The organism is Shouchella patagoniensis, from assembly GCF_002019705.1.
Taxonomy (GTDB): domain Bacteria; phylum Bacillota; class Bacilli; order Bacillales; family Bacillaceae_D; genus Shouchella; species Shouchella patagoniensis.
In genome coordinates this window covers 1,451,552-1,470,224 of record NZ_KV917377.1, presented here as the reverse complement: position 1 = coordinate 1,470,224, position 18,673 = coordinate 1,451,552, and the positions used below count along the sequence as shown (strand labels likewise).

Annotated in this window: 21 protein-coding genes; 15 read left to right on the top strand and 6 right to left on the bottom strand. The window is 39.3% G+C overall.

All coding sequences use genetic code 11. The annotated features are described in order from the left end of the window. Positions 1-29: 29 nt before the first annotated feature. Positions 30-1,061 carry an NAD(P)/FAD-dependent oxidoreductase gene (locus tag BK584_RS07965; RefSeq protein WP_078392115.1) on the bottom strand — a complete coding sequence of 344 codons (1,032 nt, stop codon included), beginning with the start codon at positions 1,059-1,061 and terminating at the stop codon, positions 30-32. Between the two features lie 197 nt (positions 1,062-1,258). On the opposite strand from BK584_RS07965, the gene BK584_RS07960 reads away from it, so the two are divergent. From BK584_RS07960 to BK584_RS07950, 3 genes are all read left to right on the top strand, one after another. Continuing rightward, positions 1,259-2,461, top strand: coding sequence for an NAD(P)/FAD-dependent oxidoreductase (locus BK584_RS07960; protein WP_078392114.1), 1,203 nt, complete (start codon positions 1,259-1,261; stop codon positions 2,459-2,461). A 172-nt stretch (positions 2,462-2,633) separates the two neighbouring features. Continuing rightward, the gene (locus BK584_RS07955) at positions 2,634-2,960 is read left to right on the top strand and encodes a YuiB family protein (protein WP_078392113.1); all 327 of its coding nucleotides are present in this window, start codon (positions 2,634-2,636) and stop codon (positions 2,958-2,960) included. A 77-nt stretch (positions 2,961-3,037) separates the two neighbouring features. Next, positions 3,038-3,664 (top strand): 3D domain-containing protein, encoded by a 627-nt coding sequence (locus BK584_RS07950; protein WP_078392112.1) that lies wholly within the window; start codon positions 3,038-3,040, stop codon positions 3,662-3,664. Positions 3,665-3,700: 36 nt separating this feature from the next. Here BK584_RS07950 and BK584_RS07945 read toward each other — a convergent pair whose 3' ends face one another. Continuing rightward, entirely contained in the window at positions 3,701-4,168 is a 468-nt protein-coding gene (locus BK584_RS07945) for a divergent PAP2 family protein (RefSeq protein ID WP_078392111.1), read from the bottom strand. A 178-nt stretch (positions 4,169-4,346) separates the two neighbouring features. Here BK584_RS07945 and BK584_RS07940 point away from each other — a divergent pair, with 178 nt between their 5' ends. From BK584_RS07940 to BK584_RS07930, 3 genes are all read left to right on the top strand, one after another. Beyond that, a complete protein-coding gene (locus BK584_RS07940) occupies positions 4,347-5,837 on the top strand; it encodes a leucyl aminopeptidase (RefSeq protein WP_078392110.1) in 1,491 nt (496 codons plus the stop codon). Positions 5,838-5,940: 103 nt separating this feature from the next. Further along, the gene (locus BK584_RS07935) at positions 5,941-6,222 is read left to right on the top strand and encodes a hypothetical protein (protein WP_078392109.1); all 282 of its coding nucleotides are present in this window, start codon (positions 5,941-5,943) and stop codon (positions 6,220-6,222) included. Between the two features lie 123 nt (positions 6,223-6,345). Next, positions 6,346-7,674: a Na+/H+ antiporter family protein gene (locus tag BK584_RS07930; protein ID WP_078392108.1), complete on the top strand. Its 1,329-nt coding sequence runs from the start codon at positions 6,346-6,348 to the stop codon at positions 7,672-7,674. Positions 7,675-7,730: 56 nt separating this feature from the next. Here the strand turns inward: BK584_RS07930 and BK584_RS07925 are convergent, their stop codons facing one another. Then, positions 7,731-8,003, bottom strand: coding sequence for an HU family DNA-binding protein (locus BK584_RS07925; RefSeq protein WP_078392107.1), 273 nt, complete (start codon positions 8,001-8,003; stop codon positions 7,731-7,733). A 71-nt stretch (positions 8,004-8,074) separates the two neighbouring features. Further along, positions 8,075-8,905: a YihY/virulence factor BrkB family protein gene (locus BK584_RS07920; protein ID WP_078392106.1), complete on the bottom strand. Its 831-nt coding sequence runs from the start codon at positions 8,903-8,905 to the stop codon at positions 8,075-8,077. A gap of 116 nt (positions 8,906-9,021) precedes the next feature. Between BK584_RS07920 and BK584_RS07915 the strand changes: the two genes are divergently transcribed. Then, positions 9,022-9,492: an S-ribosylhomocysteine lyase gene (locus BK584_RS07915; protein WP_078392105.1), complete on the top strand. Its 471-nt coding sequence runs from the start codon at positions 9,022-9,024 to the stop codon at positions 9,490-9,492. Between the two features lie 43 nt (positions 9,493-9,535). On the opposite strand, the gene BK584_RS07910 is transcribed toward BK584_RS07915, so the two are convergent. After that, positions 9,536-10,084 (bottom strand): cysteine hydrolase family protein, encoded by a 549-nt coding sequence (locus BK584_RS07910; protein ID WP_078392104.1) that lies wholly within the window; start codon positions 10,082-10,084, stop codon positions 9,536-9,538. A gap of 125 nt (positions 10,085-10,209) precedes the next feature. Here BK584_RS07910 and BK584_RS07905 point away from each other — a divergent pair, with 125 nt between their 5' ends. The 5 genes from BK584_RS07905 (at position 10,210) to yugI (ending at position 14,374) form a co-directional block, all read left to right on the top strand. Then, positions 10,210-10,707 carry an Lrp/AsnC family transcriptional regulator gene (locus BK584_RS07905; protein WP_078392103.1) on the top strand — a complete coding sequence of 166 codons (498 nt, stop codon included), beginning with the start codon at positions 10,210-10,212 and terminating at the stop codon, positions 10,705-10,707. Continuing rightward, positions 10,707-11,894: an aminotransferase gene (locus tag BK584_RS07900; protein WP_078392102.1), complete on the top strand. Its 1,188-nt coding sequence runs from the start codon at positions 10,707-10,709 to the stop codon at positions 11,892-11,894. Before BK584_RS07905 ends, BK584_RS07900 begins: the two co-directional genes overlap by 1 nt. Positions 11,895-11,948: 54 nt before the next feature. Beyond that, positions 11,949-12,731 (top strand): hydroxyethylthiazole kinase, encoded by a 783-nt coding sequence (gene thiM, locus BK584_RS07895; protein WP_078392101.1) that lies wholly within the window; start codon positions 11,949-11,951, stop codon positions 12,729-12,731. A gap of 12 nt (positions 12,732-12,743) precedes the next feature. Further along, a complete protein-coding gene (locus BK584_RS07890) occupies positions 12,744-13,883 on the top strand; it encodes a DEAD/DEAH box helicase (RefSeq protein ID WP_078392100.1) in 1,140 nt (379 codons plus the stop codon). A gap of 77 nt (positions 13,884-13,960) precedes the next feature. After that, the gene (gene yugI, locus BK584_RS07885; RefSeq protein WP_078392099.1) at positions 13,961-14,374 is read left to right on the top strand and encodes a S1 domain-containing post-transcriptional regulator GSP13; all 414 of its coding nucleotides are present in this window, start codon (positions 13,961-13,963) and stop codon (positions 14,372-14,374) included. Between the two features lie 55 nt (positions 14,375-14,429). On the opposite strand, the gene BK584_RS07880 is transcribed toward yugI, so the two are convergent. Then, a complete protein-coding gene (locus BK584_RS07880; RefSeq protein ID WP_054703733.1) occupies positions 14,430-14,663 on the bottom strand; it encodes a DUF378 domain-containing protein in 234 nt (77 codons plus the stop codon). Positions 14,664-14,842: 179 nt separating this feature from the next. Here BK584_RS07880 and BK584_RS07875 point away from each other — a divergent pair, with 179 nt between their 5' ends. The 3 genes from BK584_RS07875 (at position 14,843) to BK584_RS07865 (ending at position 18,656) form a co-directional block, all read left to right on the top strand. Beyond that, complete coding sequence (locus BK584_RS07875; RefSeq protein ID WP_078392098.1) at positions 14,843-16,006, top strand: iron-containing alcohol dehydrogenase; 1,164 nt, start codon at positions 14,843-14,845, stop codon at positions 16,004-16,006. 124 nt (positions 16,007-16,130) lie between these two features. After that, positions 16,131-17,237, top strand: coding sequence for a D-alanine--D-alanine ligase (gene ddlA, locus BK584_RS07870; RefSeq protein ID WP_078392097.1), 1,107 nt, complete (start codon positions 16,131-16,133; stop codon positions 17,235-17,237). Positions 17,238-17,300: 63 nt separating this feature from the next. Next, complete coding sequence (locus BK584_RS07865; protein WP_078392096.1) at positions 17,301-18,656, top strand: glucose-6-phosphate isomerase; 1,356 nt, start codon at positions 17,301-17,303, stop codon at positions 18,654-18,656. The last annotated feature ends 17 nt before the right edge of the window (positions 18,657-18,673 follow it).

Sequence of the window (18,673 nt, the reverse complement as noted above, 5' to 3'; positions counted from 1 at the left end):
ACATACTAAGAACAGAGGCACTGTTTTTGTTAAAAAAGACTTGTGGAGTGACCAGGGAAGACTCGTGCTTTTGGATCAATATAGACTTTAGCGTTATTAATAGCCGTAGGTGCTTCTCCAAATCCAGTTGCTATTAATTTTACTTTGCCATCATACGTACTGACATCTCCCGCAGCGTAGACACCTGGAATATTTGTCTCCATTTTTGAATTAACTTGAATTGCATTTTTAAGGATATCAAGTCCCCATTCTTTAATCGGCCCAAGTGTGGAGACAAAGCCAAATGTTACTACGACGTCGTCAACATCAATGGTATGTGTTTCTTCTCCTTTTACTTTTGTAAATGTAATAGCAGATACGCCATTCTCATCCCCGTGAAGTTCCGTTGTTTCAAAGGGTGTTAATACATTTACTGCAGATTTCTGAAGAAGCTCTACACTATGTTCATGGGCGCGGAATGCGTCCCTACGGTGAACGAGTGTTACTTCTTTGGCAATCGGTTCAAGCATAAGCGCCCAGTCAACGGCTGAATCTCCACCACCGATAACAACAACACGTTTTCCCGTAAATGCGGATAAGTCGCGAATAAAATAGTGGATATTTTTATCTTCATAGTAATCAGCTTTATCCACCTGCAGTTTTCTAGGAGCAAAAGCACCAGCACCTGCAGTGATTAAAACAGCTTTTGAATAATGTGTTTGTTTATCTGTTGTTAGAGTAAAAGAGCCATCGTCTTCTTTTTTTAATGTTTGAACAGCTTCTTCTAATACTAGTTCCGGATTAAATTGTTGTGCCTGAGTGGTTAACTGGTCGACGAGATCTTGTGCTTTTACTTTTGGAAACCCGGCGACATCATAAATATATTTATCTGGATAAAGAGCTGAAAGTTGTCCGCCAAGTTGGGGCATACTTTCAATAACCTTAACTTTCATTTGGCGCATCCCTGCATAAAAAGCTGCAAAAAGTCCAGAAGGTCCTCCGCCAATAATGGTTATGTCATATAAATCATTGTGTTCATGCAAAATTTCTACACCCCCGTGTGAATTGAGATCCTTTCTCATTATACATGTACAGAGAGACAAATACAAAGACATGATAAAAAGGTGAAAGTTTTTTGCTGGATGGAGTTGAATTTTGAAGAAAAAACGAATATTATTAGAGTGTTAGATAGTATGACGAATTAGTGAAGAACGGATGAGCATGTACTAGAACGTGAAATGAATCACAAACTAAAATTTGATAAATGGAAGTGATTACAGTGAATAAAGCAAAGATTGTTATTGCTGGAGCTGGATATGGCGGAATGAATACAGCCGTAACACTCTCTAAAAAGTTAGGCCATAATGATGCCTCAATTACTTTGGTAAATAAACATGATTACCATTACCAAACAACATGGTTGCACGAACCTGCAGCAGGGACAATGGACCCAGACCGTACACGTGTAAAAATTTCAGATGTTCTCAACACAAACAAAGTGAACTTCGTGCAAGATGAAGTACTTGAGATTAAAACCGAAGAAAAGAAAGTTATGCTAAAAGATGGCGAGCTTGAATATGATTATCTCGTCGTATCACTTGGTGCGACAGCTGAAACATTTGGTATTCCAGGTGTGCACGAGCATGCGTTTACGAAATGGACATTAAATGGCGCTCGTCAAGTAAAAGACCATATTGATGCGCAGTTTGCAAACTATAACAATACAGCCGATCAGCACGAAGGTTTATTAACATTTGTAGTTGCAGGAGCCGGTTTTACAGGAATCGAATTTATTGGTGAATTATCAGAGCGCATTCCAGAGTTATGCAAAACATACGATGTGCCTCGCGAAAAAGTGAGAATGTTTGTTGTTGAAGCCGCACCAAGCGCTCTTCCAGGTTTTGATCCAGAGCTCGTTGAATACGGTATGAATCTGCTTGAGAGCCGTGGTGTTGAGTTTAAAATTAACACACCAATTAAAGAAGTAACAGCGTCAGGCGTCATTGTTGGTGAAGGCGAAGAGATCAAAGCTGAAACAATTGTATGGGCTACTGGTGTTCGTGGAAATCCAGTTATTGAGAAATCCGGTTTTGATGCGATGCGTGGCCGTGTAAAAGTAGATCCTGATTTGCGTGCGCCTGGTTACGAAGATGTTTTCATTATTGGTGATTGCGCATTAATCATTAATGAGGAGGCTAATCGTCCTTACCCTCCTACAGCACAGATTGCAATGCAAATGGCGAAAACAACAGCAAATAATATTGCAACCCTTAATAAAGGTGGTTCAAGTTTAGAGAGTTTTAAGCCTGATATTAAAGGTACTGTTGCTTCACTTGGTGGTAAAGAGGCGATTGGCGTAGTTGGATCAAAAAAGATTTATGGAGGAACGGCTAATTTCATGAAGAAAATGATTGATAACCGTGCTTTATTTGTTCTTGGTGGCCCTATGCTTGCTTTGAAAAAAGGGAAGTTTCCATTGTAAAAGAGTAGAAGTACTAAAAAAACAGCCATATGGCTGTTTTTTTAGTTTTATTTTTAATAACATGTAGGACCGAGGCAAGCAAGTAAAACAATATCATTGATTGGTGATGTTGTTAAACAAGCAGTTGACGAAGGGAAGCGCTTTTTCGTAAACTAATGTGGGGGGCGCAAAAATGAATGAAATTCACATCTTACAATTAGTTGTATCTATTATATTGTTCTTTATCTTATTTGCCGGTATCGGCTTTCTATTAAATATGGTGCTTCGCCTTACTTGGGTGATGGCGATTATTTATCCAGTAATCGTTTTGCTGATTGTGAATCAAGAGAAGTACAGTCTTTTCTTCCAAAATCCAGGTGAGGCGTTTCCGGTTTTGTTTGAACGCGTCCTAGGACTTCATTTCGCAGATATTATTATTTTAGTCAGTGGTTTTCTCGGTGCGATTGCATCTGGAATCATTATGAAACTGTTAAGGAAGGCTGGCTATCAAATGTTTTAACAGACTTTTAAGGAAGTCTGTTTTTTTGTGCATATTGTCTCTTTTACTGGTAAAGCTGTAAGAGAGGAGTGTGACAGATGATTTATCCAAATTCGGCGTTTAAGTGGGTTTTTCGTGTAGTGATGGGTGCATTGTTTATTGCAGCTTTGCTAACAACCATTCATGTATTTACGAATCTAACCTTTTCACATTTTAAATCAACGGACAGTGGCTTAAAACATACCGCAATTCAAAAAAAAATAATACCTGGCATAACGATTGCTACGCATACGTTAATGGCAGAAAAACTTGATACAAGCCAATTTGAAAGTAAAACAGTTGTTGCAACGGGATATACGGCTGGAATAGAGTCAACTGGAAAAGTTCCAGGTGACCCAGCTTACGGGATTACGTTTTCTGGTTTACCTGTTCAACGCGATGCTTATTCCACGGTAGCAGCGGACCCATCCGTCTTTCCTATCGGGACAGTTTTATTTGTACCTGGATACGGTTATGGAGTTGTGGCGGACACTGGATCAGCTATAAAAGGAAATCGAATTGACCTCTATTATGAAACGGTCGAGGCTGTTTATGATGAATGGGGTAAACAGGAAGTGGATGTATACATTATCAAAGAAGGAGATGGAACATTAACACAGGAGCAGTTCAACGATTTAAATAAACAAAACTCAATCCATGGATTTAGAGAGAATAGACAGACATAAAGAAAAGGGCAAGCATACGCGCTTGCCCTTTTTGTCTTAGCCAATTAAGGGATAAAGTGAGAGAGCAAGAATAATGCCTAGAAGGGCTCCAAAAAACACTTCAATCGGTTGATGTCCTAGCAATTCTTTTAATTTCTGCTCATTTTCTTTTTTGGGCCAAGTTTTGACCTCTTCCACAAGGCGATTAAAATCCTGCACAAGCTGATTTAAGACAGTCGCATGATATCCAGCATGCCGTCTTACTCCAGTAGCGTCAAACATGACAATAATACCTAGAACGCAGGATACGGCAAATATGGTTGAATCTAATCCATGTTCAATTGCGACGCCTGTGGATAAGGCCGTTACTGCTGCAGAATGGGAACTAGGCATCCCACCTGTGCTAGTGAACAATGAAAGTTGAATTCTCCGCGTAGCAAAAAAAGCGAGAGGAATCTTAATTGCTTGTGCAATAATGATGGCTAAAAATGCCGCCCAAAGTGGAAAGTTTTGCAGAATTTCCATATACTCTTCCTTTCACAGCTGAGTCTGTCCGAATGTTTTGCAATGAACGGATGACAATATCATTGCCTAATCATTCACTAAGTATAACATAGGAGCTGTTTGATTTCTCTTTAAGCTGTTTCGATTTTGTACCCTTTTTTTAAGTCGTGTTATACTTAATGTGAAGGGAGCTGTGTGAATGTTTCAAGTAAATGGAAATTGGACTACGAAGCAAATGTCTGAAGAGGTTTTAATAGTAGGGATTTGGAAAAAAGAAGGCTTCGTTGAATCAGTTAAGGAACTGGACAAAGCACTAAAGGGTCAACTTACAGAATTAAAGAAACAAAACGCATTTCCTAAAAAACAAGGGGAAATGACGAGCGTATATACAATGGGTCTAATTGGGGCAAAACGTCTTTATATGGTCCATTTAGGCGAGCGAAAAGAGTTTGGAATAGAAGAATTGCGTAATTGTGTAAGTAAAGCTGGTAAGCGCTTAAAGAGTGAAAGGGTTGAACGAGCTGGGGTACTTCTTGATAGCTTTATAACGGACACACTTACATTAGAAAATGCAGCTTTCGGCGTCGGAGAAGCAATCTCACTTAGTACCTATGAGAAAAGAACATATAAAGAAAAAAGCAACGAGCCAATAAAAACGCTTGCTCATGTTACACTTTATGCCGAAGAAGAGAATGCACTCACACAACAGTCCAAGCGTGGATATACATATGGGGAAGGTGCGAATGTAGCACGTAAGCTTGTGAATATTCCTGGAAATATGCTAACACCAACTGATTTGGCTGAAGAAGCAAAAGCCATTGCAAAAACATATGACTTTTATTACGAAGTACTAGAGCGAGAAGATATGGAACGCCTTGGTATGGGAGCATTGCTTGGAGTAGCACAAGGAAGCGATCAACCACCAAAAATGATTATTATGCGGTATGAGGGCAATCCAGATACGGATGATGTGACGGCATTTGTAGGAAAAGGCCTAACATTTGATGCTGGTGGTTACTCCTTAAAACCAGCTGCTAACATGCATACAATGAAGGGCGATATGGGTGGAGCAGCAGCAGTACTTGGTGCAATGAAGATCATCGGGGAGGAAAAGCCAAAAGAAAATGTGCTATGTGTTATTCCTTCAAGTGAAAACTTAGTTAATGGTTCTGCCGTGAAACCGGGCGATGTGCTTCGCGCATTAAATGGAAAGACAATTGAAGTGCGCAATACCGATGCAGAAGGGCGCTTAATATTAGCTGATGGCGTAGCATATGCAAAACAGCTTGGAGCAGCTCGCTTAATTGATGTGGCTACATTGACTGGTGCTTGTGTTGTTGCTCTTGGGGATGTGACAACAGGAGCAGTTTCAAACGATGAAGCACTCATGGATGCTGTTATAAAAGCTGGAGAAAAAACAGGAGAGCCGGTTTGGCAATTTCCTAATAATAAAGCGTATGAGAAGATGTTAAAAACAAGCGATGTTGCAGACTTAAATAATGCACCAGGCCGTGCAGGTGGTAGCATTACGGCAGGGCTTTTTATCGGTGTTTTTGCAGAAAATACGCCTTGGGTCCATTTAGATATTGCTGGAACGTCTTCACAAAGCAATGATTCGAATCTTGGTCCAGCAGGGGCGACCGGGGTAATGGCGCGCACACTTGCACGCTATATTGTTGACAGAGGTTAATGCATAACAAAATATTTATTACTTGTACGAGTAAGTGCATGAAGTTATAATAAACGGAAGACCTAGCCAAACAGATTGTTTCTGTAAGAGGAAGGGGAACAAAATGATTGATACTGCTTATGTTGAGATAAAGTGCGCTCGTGAATTATATGCGACAAACCGTAAATATCGCGTCTTTATTAATGACCATTTTGTGGGGGCTTTAAAGCGTAGACAAAAAATGACAATTGAAGTTCCTGCAGGTACGCATAAGCTGTTCGCAACAAATGACGCTTCTTTCACTGAGCCAATTGAGTTATCTGTTCAAGTCGGTGACAAAATTTCTTATCAATTAAAAGGATGCAGAGATAAATCATTATCCTTTACTAAAATTGCCGTTATCTAATCGAAGCGCTAAATGGGGAAACCTATTTAGCGCTTTTTTGCGTTGACAACCATAAAAAATGATGATAAATTAATAAAATATTTTAGTGATTTAATGATTTAACAAATTAAAGGATTTGATGTAATGAACGCTGTTGTTATTGCTGTAATACTTATGCTCGCTTTAAGCCTACTCCGCGTCCACGTGGTGCTAGCGCTTACGGTTTCAGCAATCGTTGGAGGTTTACTAGGAGGAATCAATTTCTCAGAGACGGTTACCATCTTTACAGAAGGACTGGGAGAAAATGCAGAAATTGCGTTTAGTTATGCACTTCTAGGTGCTTTTGCAGTTGGATTGTCAAAGACGGGATTGCCTACTTTTCTTGTTACGCATTTACAAAATTGGATGCAGAAAAGTGGAGACACTGATCGTCAGACTTTAACAAGAATGCTGTTGTTTTTAATGCTGCTTGTAGTAGCGTGCATGTCTCAAAACCTCATCCCTATTCACATTGCTTTTATACCAATTTTGATTCCGCCTATTTTAACGATATTAAATAAACTCGAGGTTGACCGTAGGCTTGTTGCCTGTATTTTAACTTTTGGTCTAACTGCGCCATATATGCTTCTTCCTTATGGTTTCGGTCAGCTTTTTCATCGAATAATTTCAGATAATATGGCGGCTAGTGGCTTACCAATTGATATGGGTTTAATCCCTGGAGCAATGCTTCTTCCGACTGCAAGTTCTCTGTTAGGTTTATTATTTGCAGTATTTATCACTTACCGACAAAAACGTTCGTATAACGATTTACCGATTGCCAGTGATTCAGGTGAGGAAGATGAGCAAAGCTATCGGAAATCATCCATTATATTGGCTGTTGTTGCAGTCATTGTTACTGTAGGGGTCCAATGGATTTATCCAGATTCAATGGTACCGGCTGCTTTAGCTGGAGTGACCGTTCTATTGCTTACGGGTGCAATTCGATTTAATCAAGCTGATCAAGTCGTCACAGAAGGTATGAAGATGATGGCATTTATTGGTTTTGTCATGCTTGCTGCTGCGGGATTTGCAGATGTTATTCGTGCAACTGGAGATATTGAACAACTTGTGAACAGTGTTGCAGGGGTCATTAATGGTAACCAAGTAATCGCCGTATTCTTAATGATGACTGTTGGTTTAATTATCACAGTCGGAATTGGATCGTCCTTTTCAACGATACCAATTATAACAGCACTGTTTGTCCCTTTAGGAATTGAAGTTGGACTTTCAACCTTAGCAATTATCTCTATTATTGGTTCTGCTGGAGCGATTGGTGATGCTGGTGCACCTGCATCAGACTCGACGCTTGGCTCAACAGCTGGTCTTAATGCAGATGGACAACACAATCATATTTGGGATACATGCGTACCGACATTTCTTCATTTAACAATCCCTTTATTTATTGTTGGTTGTATAACGGCGTTGATTTTATAGTACCTAAATAAGAAGACGCAGTCATTTCATGAAATGACTGCGTCTTTTTTTAGAACTTATTTAACTGCGTCTTTTAATTGTTTACCAGCTTTAAATGCCGGAGTTTTTGTTGCAGCAATATCAATTTCTTCGCCTGTTTGCGGGTTACGTCCTTTTCTGGCAGCACGTTCGCGAACTTCAAAGTTACCAAAGCCAATTAATTGGACAGTATCGCCTTTTCCTAACGTTTCGGTGATTAAATCAAACATACCGTTGACCGCGGATGTAGCGTCTTTTTTCGATAATTGCGCTCGTTCTGCTAGCGCATTAATTAATTCAGTTTTATTCATTTGATCACTCCTATATACGTATAAGTAAGTTCTGCTACCATCATGCCCAGGCATTAGAAGTTTATACATAGTTAGTAATGTTTTTTTCTCATTTGATGTAATGTCGCATTAATTTCTGCGCCAACAATAAGGATAATACCTGTAATAAAAAACCAAAACATGAGAATAATAACACCCGCCAACGGGCCATAGGTGCTTTCATAATTAGCAAAATTACTTATGTAAAGCGAAAAGAAAAAGGAAATCAGTTGCCACCCAATTGTTGCTGTAATGGCTCCAGGCAAGCCGTCAAGTAAACGGATTTTTTCATTTGGAGAAATCCAGTAGAGAATCATTAATGATCCTATCATAACGATAATAGCGACGACCCATCGCAAGTTATTTAACAAAGAGGCTACTTCAGTTGGTAAGTTTAATTGGTTTTCTAAAAAATTCAGGATGACACTTCCAAATACAGGCAAAGCAAGTGTAATGATAATTAAAAGTACCATAGCAATTGTAAGAACAATGGCTACGCCACGTAGTTTAAGGAAATGTCTGGTTTCCTCAATATTGTAGGCTCTGTTTACAGATCGAATAAAAGCATTAATCCCATTTGAAGCCGACCAAAGCGTGCCGATAATTCCTAAAGAGAGCAACCCAATTTGTGGTTCGCCAATTGTATTTAATACAATATTACTAAACGTGGTGCCAATTTCACCTGGAAAAAAATCTGTTATTAAATCTGATACTTGTTCATTGTTAATATCAAAAAAAGAAACTCCTGCAAGAACAAAAATCATAAGCGGGAAGATTGCAAGCATAAAATAAAAAGCTAAAGTGGCTGCTAAATCAGGTATCGGGTCTGATTTAATTTGTTCAATTAGTTTTTTTGTGAAGTCTGTAATCACTCGAATATCCATTATTCCTCCTAGGTGTAATCAATTAAAAGTACCCTGATAAATAAAAAATAAACCTATACTTCGACAGGACAAACAGCTTTCCTTTATACTATAGAAAAGGAAAAGGAGAGGATATTATGCCTTCAGTTGAAAGTTTTGAACTCGATCATACCATTGTTAAGGCACCTTATGTTCGTCATTGTGGTACCCATAAGATTGGCAGTGATGGAGAAGTGAATAAATTTGATATTCGGTTTTGTCAACCGAATAAAGAGGCGCTAAAACCAGATGTAATTCATACACTGGAGCATTTGCTTGCCATTAATATTCGTCGTTTTGCCGAAGATTATGACCATTTTGACGTGGTTGATATATCGCCAATGGGCTGTCAAACTGGTTATTATCTAATCATGAGTGGAACACCAACGGTCACTGAAATCATCGATGTGCTTGAGAAGACTATGAATTATTCTCTTTTAACAGAAGATGTTCCTGCTGCTACAGAGAAAGAATGTGGGCAAGCGATTCTTCATGATTTAGAAGGAACAAAAGATCGCATGCGTAAATGGCTTGCAGAAGATAAAGAATCATTAAAACAAGTATTTTAATCGAACAAAAAATCCGCAAGTTAGTAGCTTGCGGATTTTTTGTTTAATTTAACCATTTTTGAGTAGGTGAAATATCTGCTTTTAAGATGTGTTTAAAATGGTGCATCGCCACTTGATTATCTTGTTCAGAAAAACTTGCAATGGCATTGGAAGGGATACAAAGCTTATATTCAAGTGAATAAGCATCATTAGCTGTGAATTGGATACACATATTTCCTACAATACCTGTTAAGAACAACGTAGTAATTTCTAAGTGTTCAAGTAACAAATGTAAAGGGGTATCAAAAAAACCTGAGTATTTTGGTTTAAGCACGGAATAATCTGTTGGCTCTGGTCTGAGCATCTCAGCAATTGGAGCACCAATTGCATTGCTTTCTTTGATTTCATCAACTAAGTTCAGGAAATCAGATTGCCATTTCCCATAGTTGTCATTCACATAAAGCACAGGCGATCCTTGCTTTTTCATATGTTGTTTCAACTGGATAATATTGCTCGTTATCCGTTCTGCTTGTTGAAATAGTTCTTCCCCGTGTTTAAATGAGAAAGGATTAATCATATCAACAATTAATAATGCAGAAGTCTTACTATTCATGGAAAACCTCCTTATGAACCAGCTTATTTGTAAAGCTAAAAACAGGATCCGTATGTTATGATTAGGATAGACAAAAAGAAAATGACTCATTCGAAGCAAGGATTGTTTATAGGGGGAGAGTATAAGTGTTTGACAAAAAGGCATATGAAATACTGCAAATTATTGAAGCAAATGGTCGGATGGAAACGAATAAGTTAGCAAAGATGGTTGATTTGAAACCAGAGGACGTTGACCAATATATAAAAGAACTTGAGGAAAAGAACATTATATTAAGCTATTCCGCGGTCATTGATTGGGCTAAAGTACCCGTTCAGGAGACTGTTACTGCTACGATTGATGTAAAAGTTGCACCTAAAAGAGGGGTAGGCTTTGATGAAGTAGCAGAACGTATTTACCGCTTTCCAGAAGTTCGTGCGCTTTACTTAATGTCTGGGGCTTATGATCTTTCTGTAGTGATTGAAGGAAAAACAATGCAAGAAACGGCTCGTTTCGTCTCGGAAAAGCTCTCAACAATTGATTCCGTGCTATCAACAACCACCCATTTTCAATTAAAAACGTATAAGCACGATGGTGTTATATTTGACAAACCAGACGAAGACCGCCGAATCGTGGTGAGTCCATAATGGAGAAAATCGTATCGGAAAATAGTCGGTTATCAGAACGAGTGGCAACGATTCAACCATCCGGCATTCGCCGTTTTTTTGATTTGGCATCTAAAATGGAAAATATCATCTCTCTCGGTGTTGGTGAGCCGGATTTTGTCACACCGTGGAATGTTAGGGAAGCGAGTATCTCATCATTGGAGCGAGGATTTACCGCATATTCAGCAAATGCAGGTATATTAGAGTTACGAGAGGCAATCGCTCATTATATGAGAACAAGGTTTCGTGTCTGCTACGACCCTGAAACAGAAGTGCTTGTAACGGTTGGTGCAAGTGAAGCAATCGATATTGGAATGCGGTCGATCTTAAATCCTGGTGATGAAGTTATTATTGTCGAACCAACATTTGTCTCTTACGCCCCACTTGTGAAACTTGCTGGGGGTGTCCCTATATCAGTGGGGACATCTGCAGAAACTAATTTTGAAGTGCGTCCTGCGGATATTGAAGCGGTAATAACAGATAAAACGAAGGCGATCATGATTTGCTATCCAAATAATCCTACAGGTGCATCAATTAGCAAAGAAAAGCTTAACCAGATTGCAGATATTGTTCGAAAACATGAGCTCATTGTTTTTTCAGATGAAATTTATGCTGAACTTGCTTACGACCATGATCATGTTTGTTTTTCTACGTTACCTGATATGAAGGAACAAACGATTGTCATAAATGGTTTCTCCAAAGCTTTTGCAATGACAGGGTGGCGCTTAGGTTTCGTAATGGCTCCACCTGATCTATTAGCAGCGATGTTGAAGATCCACCAATATAGTTTAATGTGTGCGCCAACAATGGCCCAACATGGAGCAATTGAAGCGATGGAAAATGGGATGGAAGACGTGGCAAAAATGAAGTTATCATACCAACAGCGACGGAATTACTTTGTGAAAACGGCTAAAGAAATTGGGTTACCTTGTCATAAGCCTGATGGGGCATTTTATGCATTTCCTTCCATTTCACATACTGGGCTCACTTCTGAACAATTTGCGGAGAAACTATTGATGGAAGAACGTGTAGCTGTAGTACCAGGGTCAGTATTTGGTGAAGGTGGTGAAGGACACATTCGCTGTTCTTATGCGACGTCTCTTTCGAATTTAGAAGAAGCTCTGGAACGGATTGGGAATTTCTTGAAGAGACATACAAAGAACGTATAACAGAGATGGAACTTGGACCAATTCTATGATTAATAAAAGGAGTGGGAAATATAAATGAAAACAGTGAGACAAATGAACCCACTTATTCACTGTATGACGAACCTTGTCGTCACTAATTTTACTGCAAATGGGCTATTAGCTATTGGCGCATCACCGGTGATGGCTTATGCAAAAGAAGAAACGGCTGATATGGCAGCGGCGGCTGAAGGACTGTTAATTAACATTGGTACACCATCACCACACATTGTGGAATCAATGATTTTAGCTGGTAAATCAGCTAATCAAAAAGGAATTCCAGTTATCCTCGATCCAGTTGGTGCAGGGGCCACTCCTTTTCGAACAACGATCATTAAGCAAATACTTGAAGAAGTGGATATTTCGATCATTCGCGGAAATGCTGGGGAAATTGCGGCGATAGTTGGACAAGTCGGTACAGTTAAAGGTGTCGATGCTAAAATAGAGACTGATTCAATTGAACTTGCAAAAGAAGCAGCTAAAAAATTAGGCACGGTTATCGTTGTCACTGGAAAAGTCGATGTTGTTACGGATGGTAAACAAGTAATGACCGTGGCGAATGGACATGAGTGGTTAACAAAAGTAGTTGGTACTGGCTGTTTGCTTGGTGGAGTCATGAGTGCGTTTGCCGCGGTAAATCCAAAAGGAATGGTAAGTGCTGCTGTACAATCGCTTGTTTTTTATGGTGTTGCAGCTGAACGTGCTTTTACGAAAACCGAAAATGAAGGTATTGGCACATTTCAACAACAGTTTTTAAATGAACTTGGTAACTTAACTATTGAAGAAGCAGAGGCGTTTAAACGCGTTCGACAGGTACACTAAAGGAGATAAAAAATGATTAACCATTTTATGGAGAACGAATGGCCTCAGGCGCTAGCTGGAAATTTAGCAGCACAAGGTATTACTTCACCAACACCCATTCAGGAAGCTGCAATTCCCGAGGCGCTAAACGGCAAAAATTTGATCCTACGCTCACAAACAGGTTCAGGAAAAACGCTTGCTTACGTGCTTCCGATCTTAGCAAAAATTGAACTTGAAAAACAGGCAACGCAAGCACTTATTATTGCGCCTTCTCAAGAACTAGCTGTTCAAATTGAAACAGTCATAAAGGAAACCTCAGAGCAAACAGGCTTATCATGTATGGTATTTATTGGTGGAGCCAATATAAATCGGCAAGTTGAAAAGTTAAAGAAAAAGAAACCACAAATTGCAGTTGGAACCCCAGGGAGGATTCTTGAGCTAGTCCGTATAAAAAAGTTGAAACTAAATGATATTGGGTTTTATGTCATTGATGAAGTCGACCGTCTAGTGCTTGAAGATAAGGCCTGGTCTGAAGTAGAAGAGTTAGGAAAACGGATTGGGTATGAAGCTCAGTTTCTGTTTGTTTCGGCGACCGCACCAGAGCAATTAGAAAAGAAACTGCGTTCATTTGTTCCAGAATTACATCGTATAGAAGCTGAAGGCTCTCTGTTGCCAGCAAATGTTGATCATATCGGTGTTAAAATTGAAGCACGTGATCGCATAGATATAGCAAGAAAGCTCATTCATGCTGAACAAATCAAAAAAGGAATTGTGTTTGTTAATCAGTTAGAAAAGCTTACTGAAACGATTGAGAAGTTTCGGTATCGTCAAATTGCAGCTGTATCTCTATCTTCAGAGAGTAATAAACAAGAGAGAGAAGCAGCGCTTGCTGCAATGAAATCAGGAGAAGCAAACATTTTAGTGGCAACGGATGTTGCAGCTCGAGGCTTAGACGTAGATGGTATCACGCATATCATTCAGTTAGAAACTCCAAATGAAGCATCTAGTTATTTGCATCGAGCTGGACGAACTGGAAGAATGAATCGTTCAGGTAAAGTCATCTCTTTATTTGAGCAAAGAGAGCTATATAAAAAGGATAAATACGAAAGGCATTTAGGCATAAACATTAGTATGGCTACTTTACAAAGAGGTCAATTAAAGCTGCCAGAATAGATTTAGTTCCTCCTTTGCTAAATCCCAGATCGTATGGTAAAATTAAAAGGTTAAAACATGTTTAGGAGTTGTGATTAATGTCTAATTATGAAGAAGGCAGCATTATTGAAGGTAAAGTGACGGGAATCAAGCCTTTTGGTGCGTTCGTTGCTATCGATGAAAAAAAGCAAGGGCTTGTCCACATTTCTGAAGTCGCTCACGGCTATGTGAAAGACATTGCTGATGTTCTTACAGTAGGAGATGAAGTGAAAGTTAAAATCATGTCAGTAGATGAAGCTTCTGGAAAGATTTCTCTTTCAATTCGTGCTACACAAGAAGCACCAGCACGTCCACAAAGCAAACCACGTGCAACTGGTGGTGGCGCTGCGCGTAAGCCACAAGCTACGCAACAAAAGCAACAAGGATTTAATACGCTTGAAGATAAGTTAAAAGAATGGTTAAAACAATCAAATGAAATTCAAGCGGACTTAAACAAACGCGCGAAGAAATAAGAAAAAGCAGCTAGTATCATTACTAGCTGCTTTTCTCTTTGACCTCGTTCTGTTATTACCGTTGTGGTTCGACTTCGTGGTCTCGACCAAGTTCTTCTTTTGGCTTCATTAAAATTGAAATAGCATATAAACCAGCTAGTCCAACTAAGGCATAAATGAGGCGTGAAATAACAGAAGCTTGACCATTAAAAATAAATGCAACTAAGTCAAATCGAAAGAACCCAATTAATCCCCAGTTAATCGCACCGATAATGGCGAGTACCAGTGCTGTTTTTTGAATACCGCTCACTTGTATCACCTCCGAACATTCTCTGCACACTTCTTTAGATGTGCTAGTCTTAGGGTGGTGTCTCTCCCGCTTGTTTATGCATAGTATAAGCTGGCAATTAACGGTTGCAAAGCTGGCTTTTTGCGTTAGCTCTAAAAAAAGGCTACCATAGAAAAGAACATAAATAAGGAGGTTCCATTGTGGACGCTTTTACATTTTATAATCCTACAAAATTAATCTTTGGACAAGGTAAAACGGAGTTGCTTGCAGATGAACTTGTTGTATACGACCGTAATGTCTTACTCGTATATGGTGGGGGGAGCATTAAGAAAAATGGTCTATATGATAAAGTAACTCAACAACTCGAGCAGGCTGGTTGCACAGTTACCGAGCTCTCTGGTGTTGAACCTAATCCACGCTTAACAACTGTACAGAAGGGAATTGACCTTTGCCGTGAAAACAATATTGGATTTATCATGGCTGTGGGTGGAGGTAGTGTTATTGATGCAACAAAAGCGATAGCAGTTGGCGCTCGTTATGATGGAGAGATATGGGATATTATTACGAAGAAAGAAACTCCAGAAGATGCGCTCCCATTTGGAACGATACTTACATTAGCAGCGACCGGTTCAGAAATGAATTCAGGTTCTGTTATTACAAATTGGGAAACACATCAAAAAGTAGGTTGGGGATGTGTGTTTACATTTCCAAACTTCTCTATTCTGGATCCTGTTAATACTACATCTGTGCCTAAGGACCAAACCACGTATGGAATTGTTGATATGATGAGTCATGTGCTTGAGGCATATTTCCATCCAGCTGAAAACACACCTCTCCAAGACCGGATTTGTGAATCAATTTTGCAAACCGTAATGGAGGTAGGTCCAGAACTGATTGATGACTTGGAAAATCTTGATCATCGAGAGACGATTCTTTATAGTGGAACGATGGCGCTCAATGGCATAACTCAGATGGGAGCAAGAGGTGATTGGGGTACGCATAACTTAGAGCATGCGGTTTCTGCTATTTCTGATATCCCTCATGCTGGAGGTTTGGCTATTTTATTCCCACATTGGATGCGTCATAGCGTTGATATTAACCCAGCACGAGGGGCGCAACTTGCTGAACGTGTCTTTGGTGTTGATCGAACAGGGAAAGAAGACCGAGATGTAGCACTTGAAGGTATTGATCGTTTATCTGCTTTTTGGACAAGTCTTGGTGCACCTTCAAAGCTTGCAGATTATAATATTGGAGAAGAACAATTAGATCAAATTGCTGATATCGCAAGTGCAAATGGAATCTTTGGTAATTACAATAAGTTAGGTAAGCCAGAAGCCCTGGAAATTTTAAAAGACTCCTTGTAATTTCATAACTAGAAGCGAACCTTGTTGGTTCGCTTTTTTCACATCCTTTCATTTTATGCCTTTGATTTTTCATTCTGTAACAAGCTTTTTCCGTGTATAATGAACGGGAAGGAGAGTGAAGGATTTGGTAAAAAAACGTGTTGGCATTATTTTTGGTGGGAAATCAGCCGAACATGAAGTGTCATTGCAATCAGCAAAAAATATTGTAGACGCGATTGATAAAGAGCGTTTTGAAGTAACCTTAATTGGTATTGATAAACAAGGTCAGTGGCACTTAAATGAAGCATCTAATTTTCTCTTAAATGCAAACAACCCAGCTTTAATTGAATTAAATAAATCAAACCAAGGTGTATCTTTAATTCCAGGTCAAGAAACACAGCAGCTAATTTGTACAGAAAAGGACGTAGCGCTTAGCCAATTGGATGTTATTTTTCCAATCGTACATGGGACGCTTGGAGAAGATGGATCGCTTCAAGGCATGCTTCGCTTAGCCAACTTACCGTTTGTTGGCTCAAATGTTTTAAGTTCAGCTGTAAGCATGGATAAGGACATAGCGAAAAAGCTACTGAAAGCAGCTGATTTAAATGTTGCGAGTGGAGTGAGCTTTACGCGCGCAAACAGAGGACAAATTGACTTTGAAGCAATATCCGAGCGGTTTGGTCTGCCTTTGTTTATTAAGCCTGCGAACCAAGGTTCATCTGTCGGTGTAAATAAAGTAACGAATGAACAAGAATTTAACACAGCTCTTGAAGAAGCGTTTTCTTATGATCATAAAATTTTAATTGAAGCCGCAGTTAATGGACGCGAAGTTGAAGTGGCGGTTTTAGGAAACGACAACCCAAAGGCGAGTGTGTGTGGAGAGATTCTTCCGACAGATGGTTTTTACTCGTATGATGCGAAGTATATTAACGAAGATGGAGCGAAGCTTGCAATTCCTGCCGATTTGTCTAATGAGATAAGTGAAAAAGTAAGAGAAATTGCAATAAGTGCTTACCTTGCATTAAATTGCGAAGGGCTAGCACGTGTTGATGTATTTGTAACTGACGCTGGTGAAGTCATTATTAATGAGATTAATACATTACCAGGATTTACTAAAATTAGTATGTATCCAAAGCTTTGGGAAGAGAGCGGACTAACTTACAGTGATCTAATTACTAAACTGATAGAGTTAGCTCTTGAGCGCCATGCGAGTGACAAACAATTGAAAAGCTCGGTTTTTGACCGCAATTAACTTGTGTTTTCAGCCTCTGTTCGGTACATTAAATACGTACCGAATTTAAGGAGGCTCTTTTTTATGGCACAGATTCAATTTGATTACAGCAAAGCACTTTCCTTTTTCGGAGAGCATGAAATTGCTTATATGCAAGATTTAATTAATGCAGCACACCAATCACTTCATGAAAAAACAGGTGCAGGAAGTGACTATTTAGGATGGATTGACTTACCTGTAGATTATGATAAAGAAGAGTTTGCTCGCATTCAAAAAGCGGCGGAGAAAATTCGTCAAGACTCGGATGTTTTACTTGTAGCAGGTATAGGAGGCTCTTATTTAGGTGCAAGAGCGGCAATTGAAGCATTAAATCACTCATTCTTTAATCAACTATCTAGCGAGAAGAGAAACGCACCACAAGTTATCTTTGTTGGACAAAACATTAGTTCTACTTATATCAAAGATGTTCTCGAGTTGCTTGAAGGAAAAGACGTATCGGTTAATGTCATTTCAAAATCAGGAACGACAACAGAACCGGCGATTGCATTCCGCGTATTCCGTGATTTTCTTGAAAAGAAATACGGAAAAGAAGAGGCTCGTAAACGTATTTATGCGACAACGGATAAAGAGCGTGGCGCCTTAAAAACACTTGCGAATGAAGAAGGTTATGAGTCTTTTGTTATTCCAGATGATGTTGGTGGACGATTCTCTGTATTAACGGCAGTAGGTTTATTACCAATAGCAGTGAGTGGCTTAAATATCGAACAGATGATGGCGGGAGCAGCAGATGCACGTAAAGCTTTTTCTTCAGCTGATTTAACTGAAAATGCAGCCTATCAATATGCAGCTGTCCGAAATGTCCTTTACAATAAAGGGAAAACAATTGAGCTTATGGTTAATTACGAACCTCAACTTCATTATGTATCCGAATGGTGGAAGCAGCTATTTGGTGAGAGTGAGGGCAAGGACCAAAAAGGGATTTATCCTGCTTCGGTTGATTTCTCGACTGATCTTCATTCAATGGGGCAATATGTCCAAGATGGGCGCCGTGATTTGTTTGAAACCATTTTACACATTGAATCAGTTGAGAAACACATGACGATTGAAAAAGCAGATAGCGATCTTGATGGGCTAAATTATTTAGCAGGCGAGACGATGGACTTTGTAAACAAACAAGCTTTTAAAGGAACAATGCTTGCCCACACAGATGGAGGTGTACCTAACTTGATTGTGTCAATTCCAAAGTTGGATGAGTATCATTTTGGTTACCTTGTTTACTTTTTTGAGAAAGCAGTAGCTGTGAGTGGTTATCTTCTTGGCGTTAATCCTTTTGATCAACCAGGAGTAGAAGCATATAAAAAGAATATGTTTGCATTACTTGGTAAACCTGGATTTGAAGATGAGAAAAAAGAGCTAGAAACTCGATTAAATGATAATTAATGGAAAGCTCGGGTGCA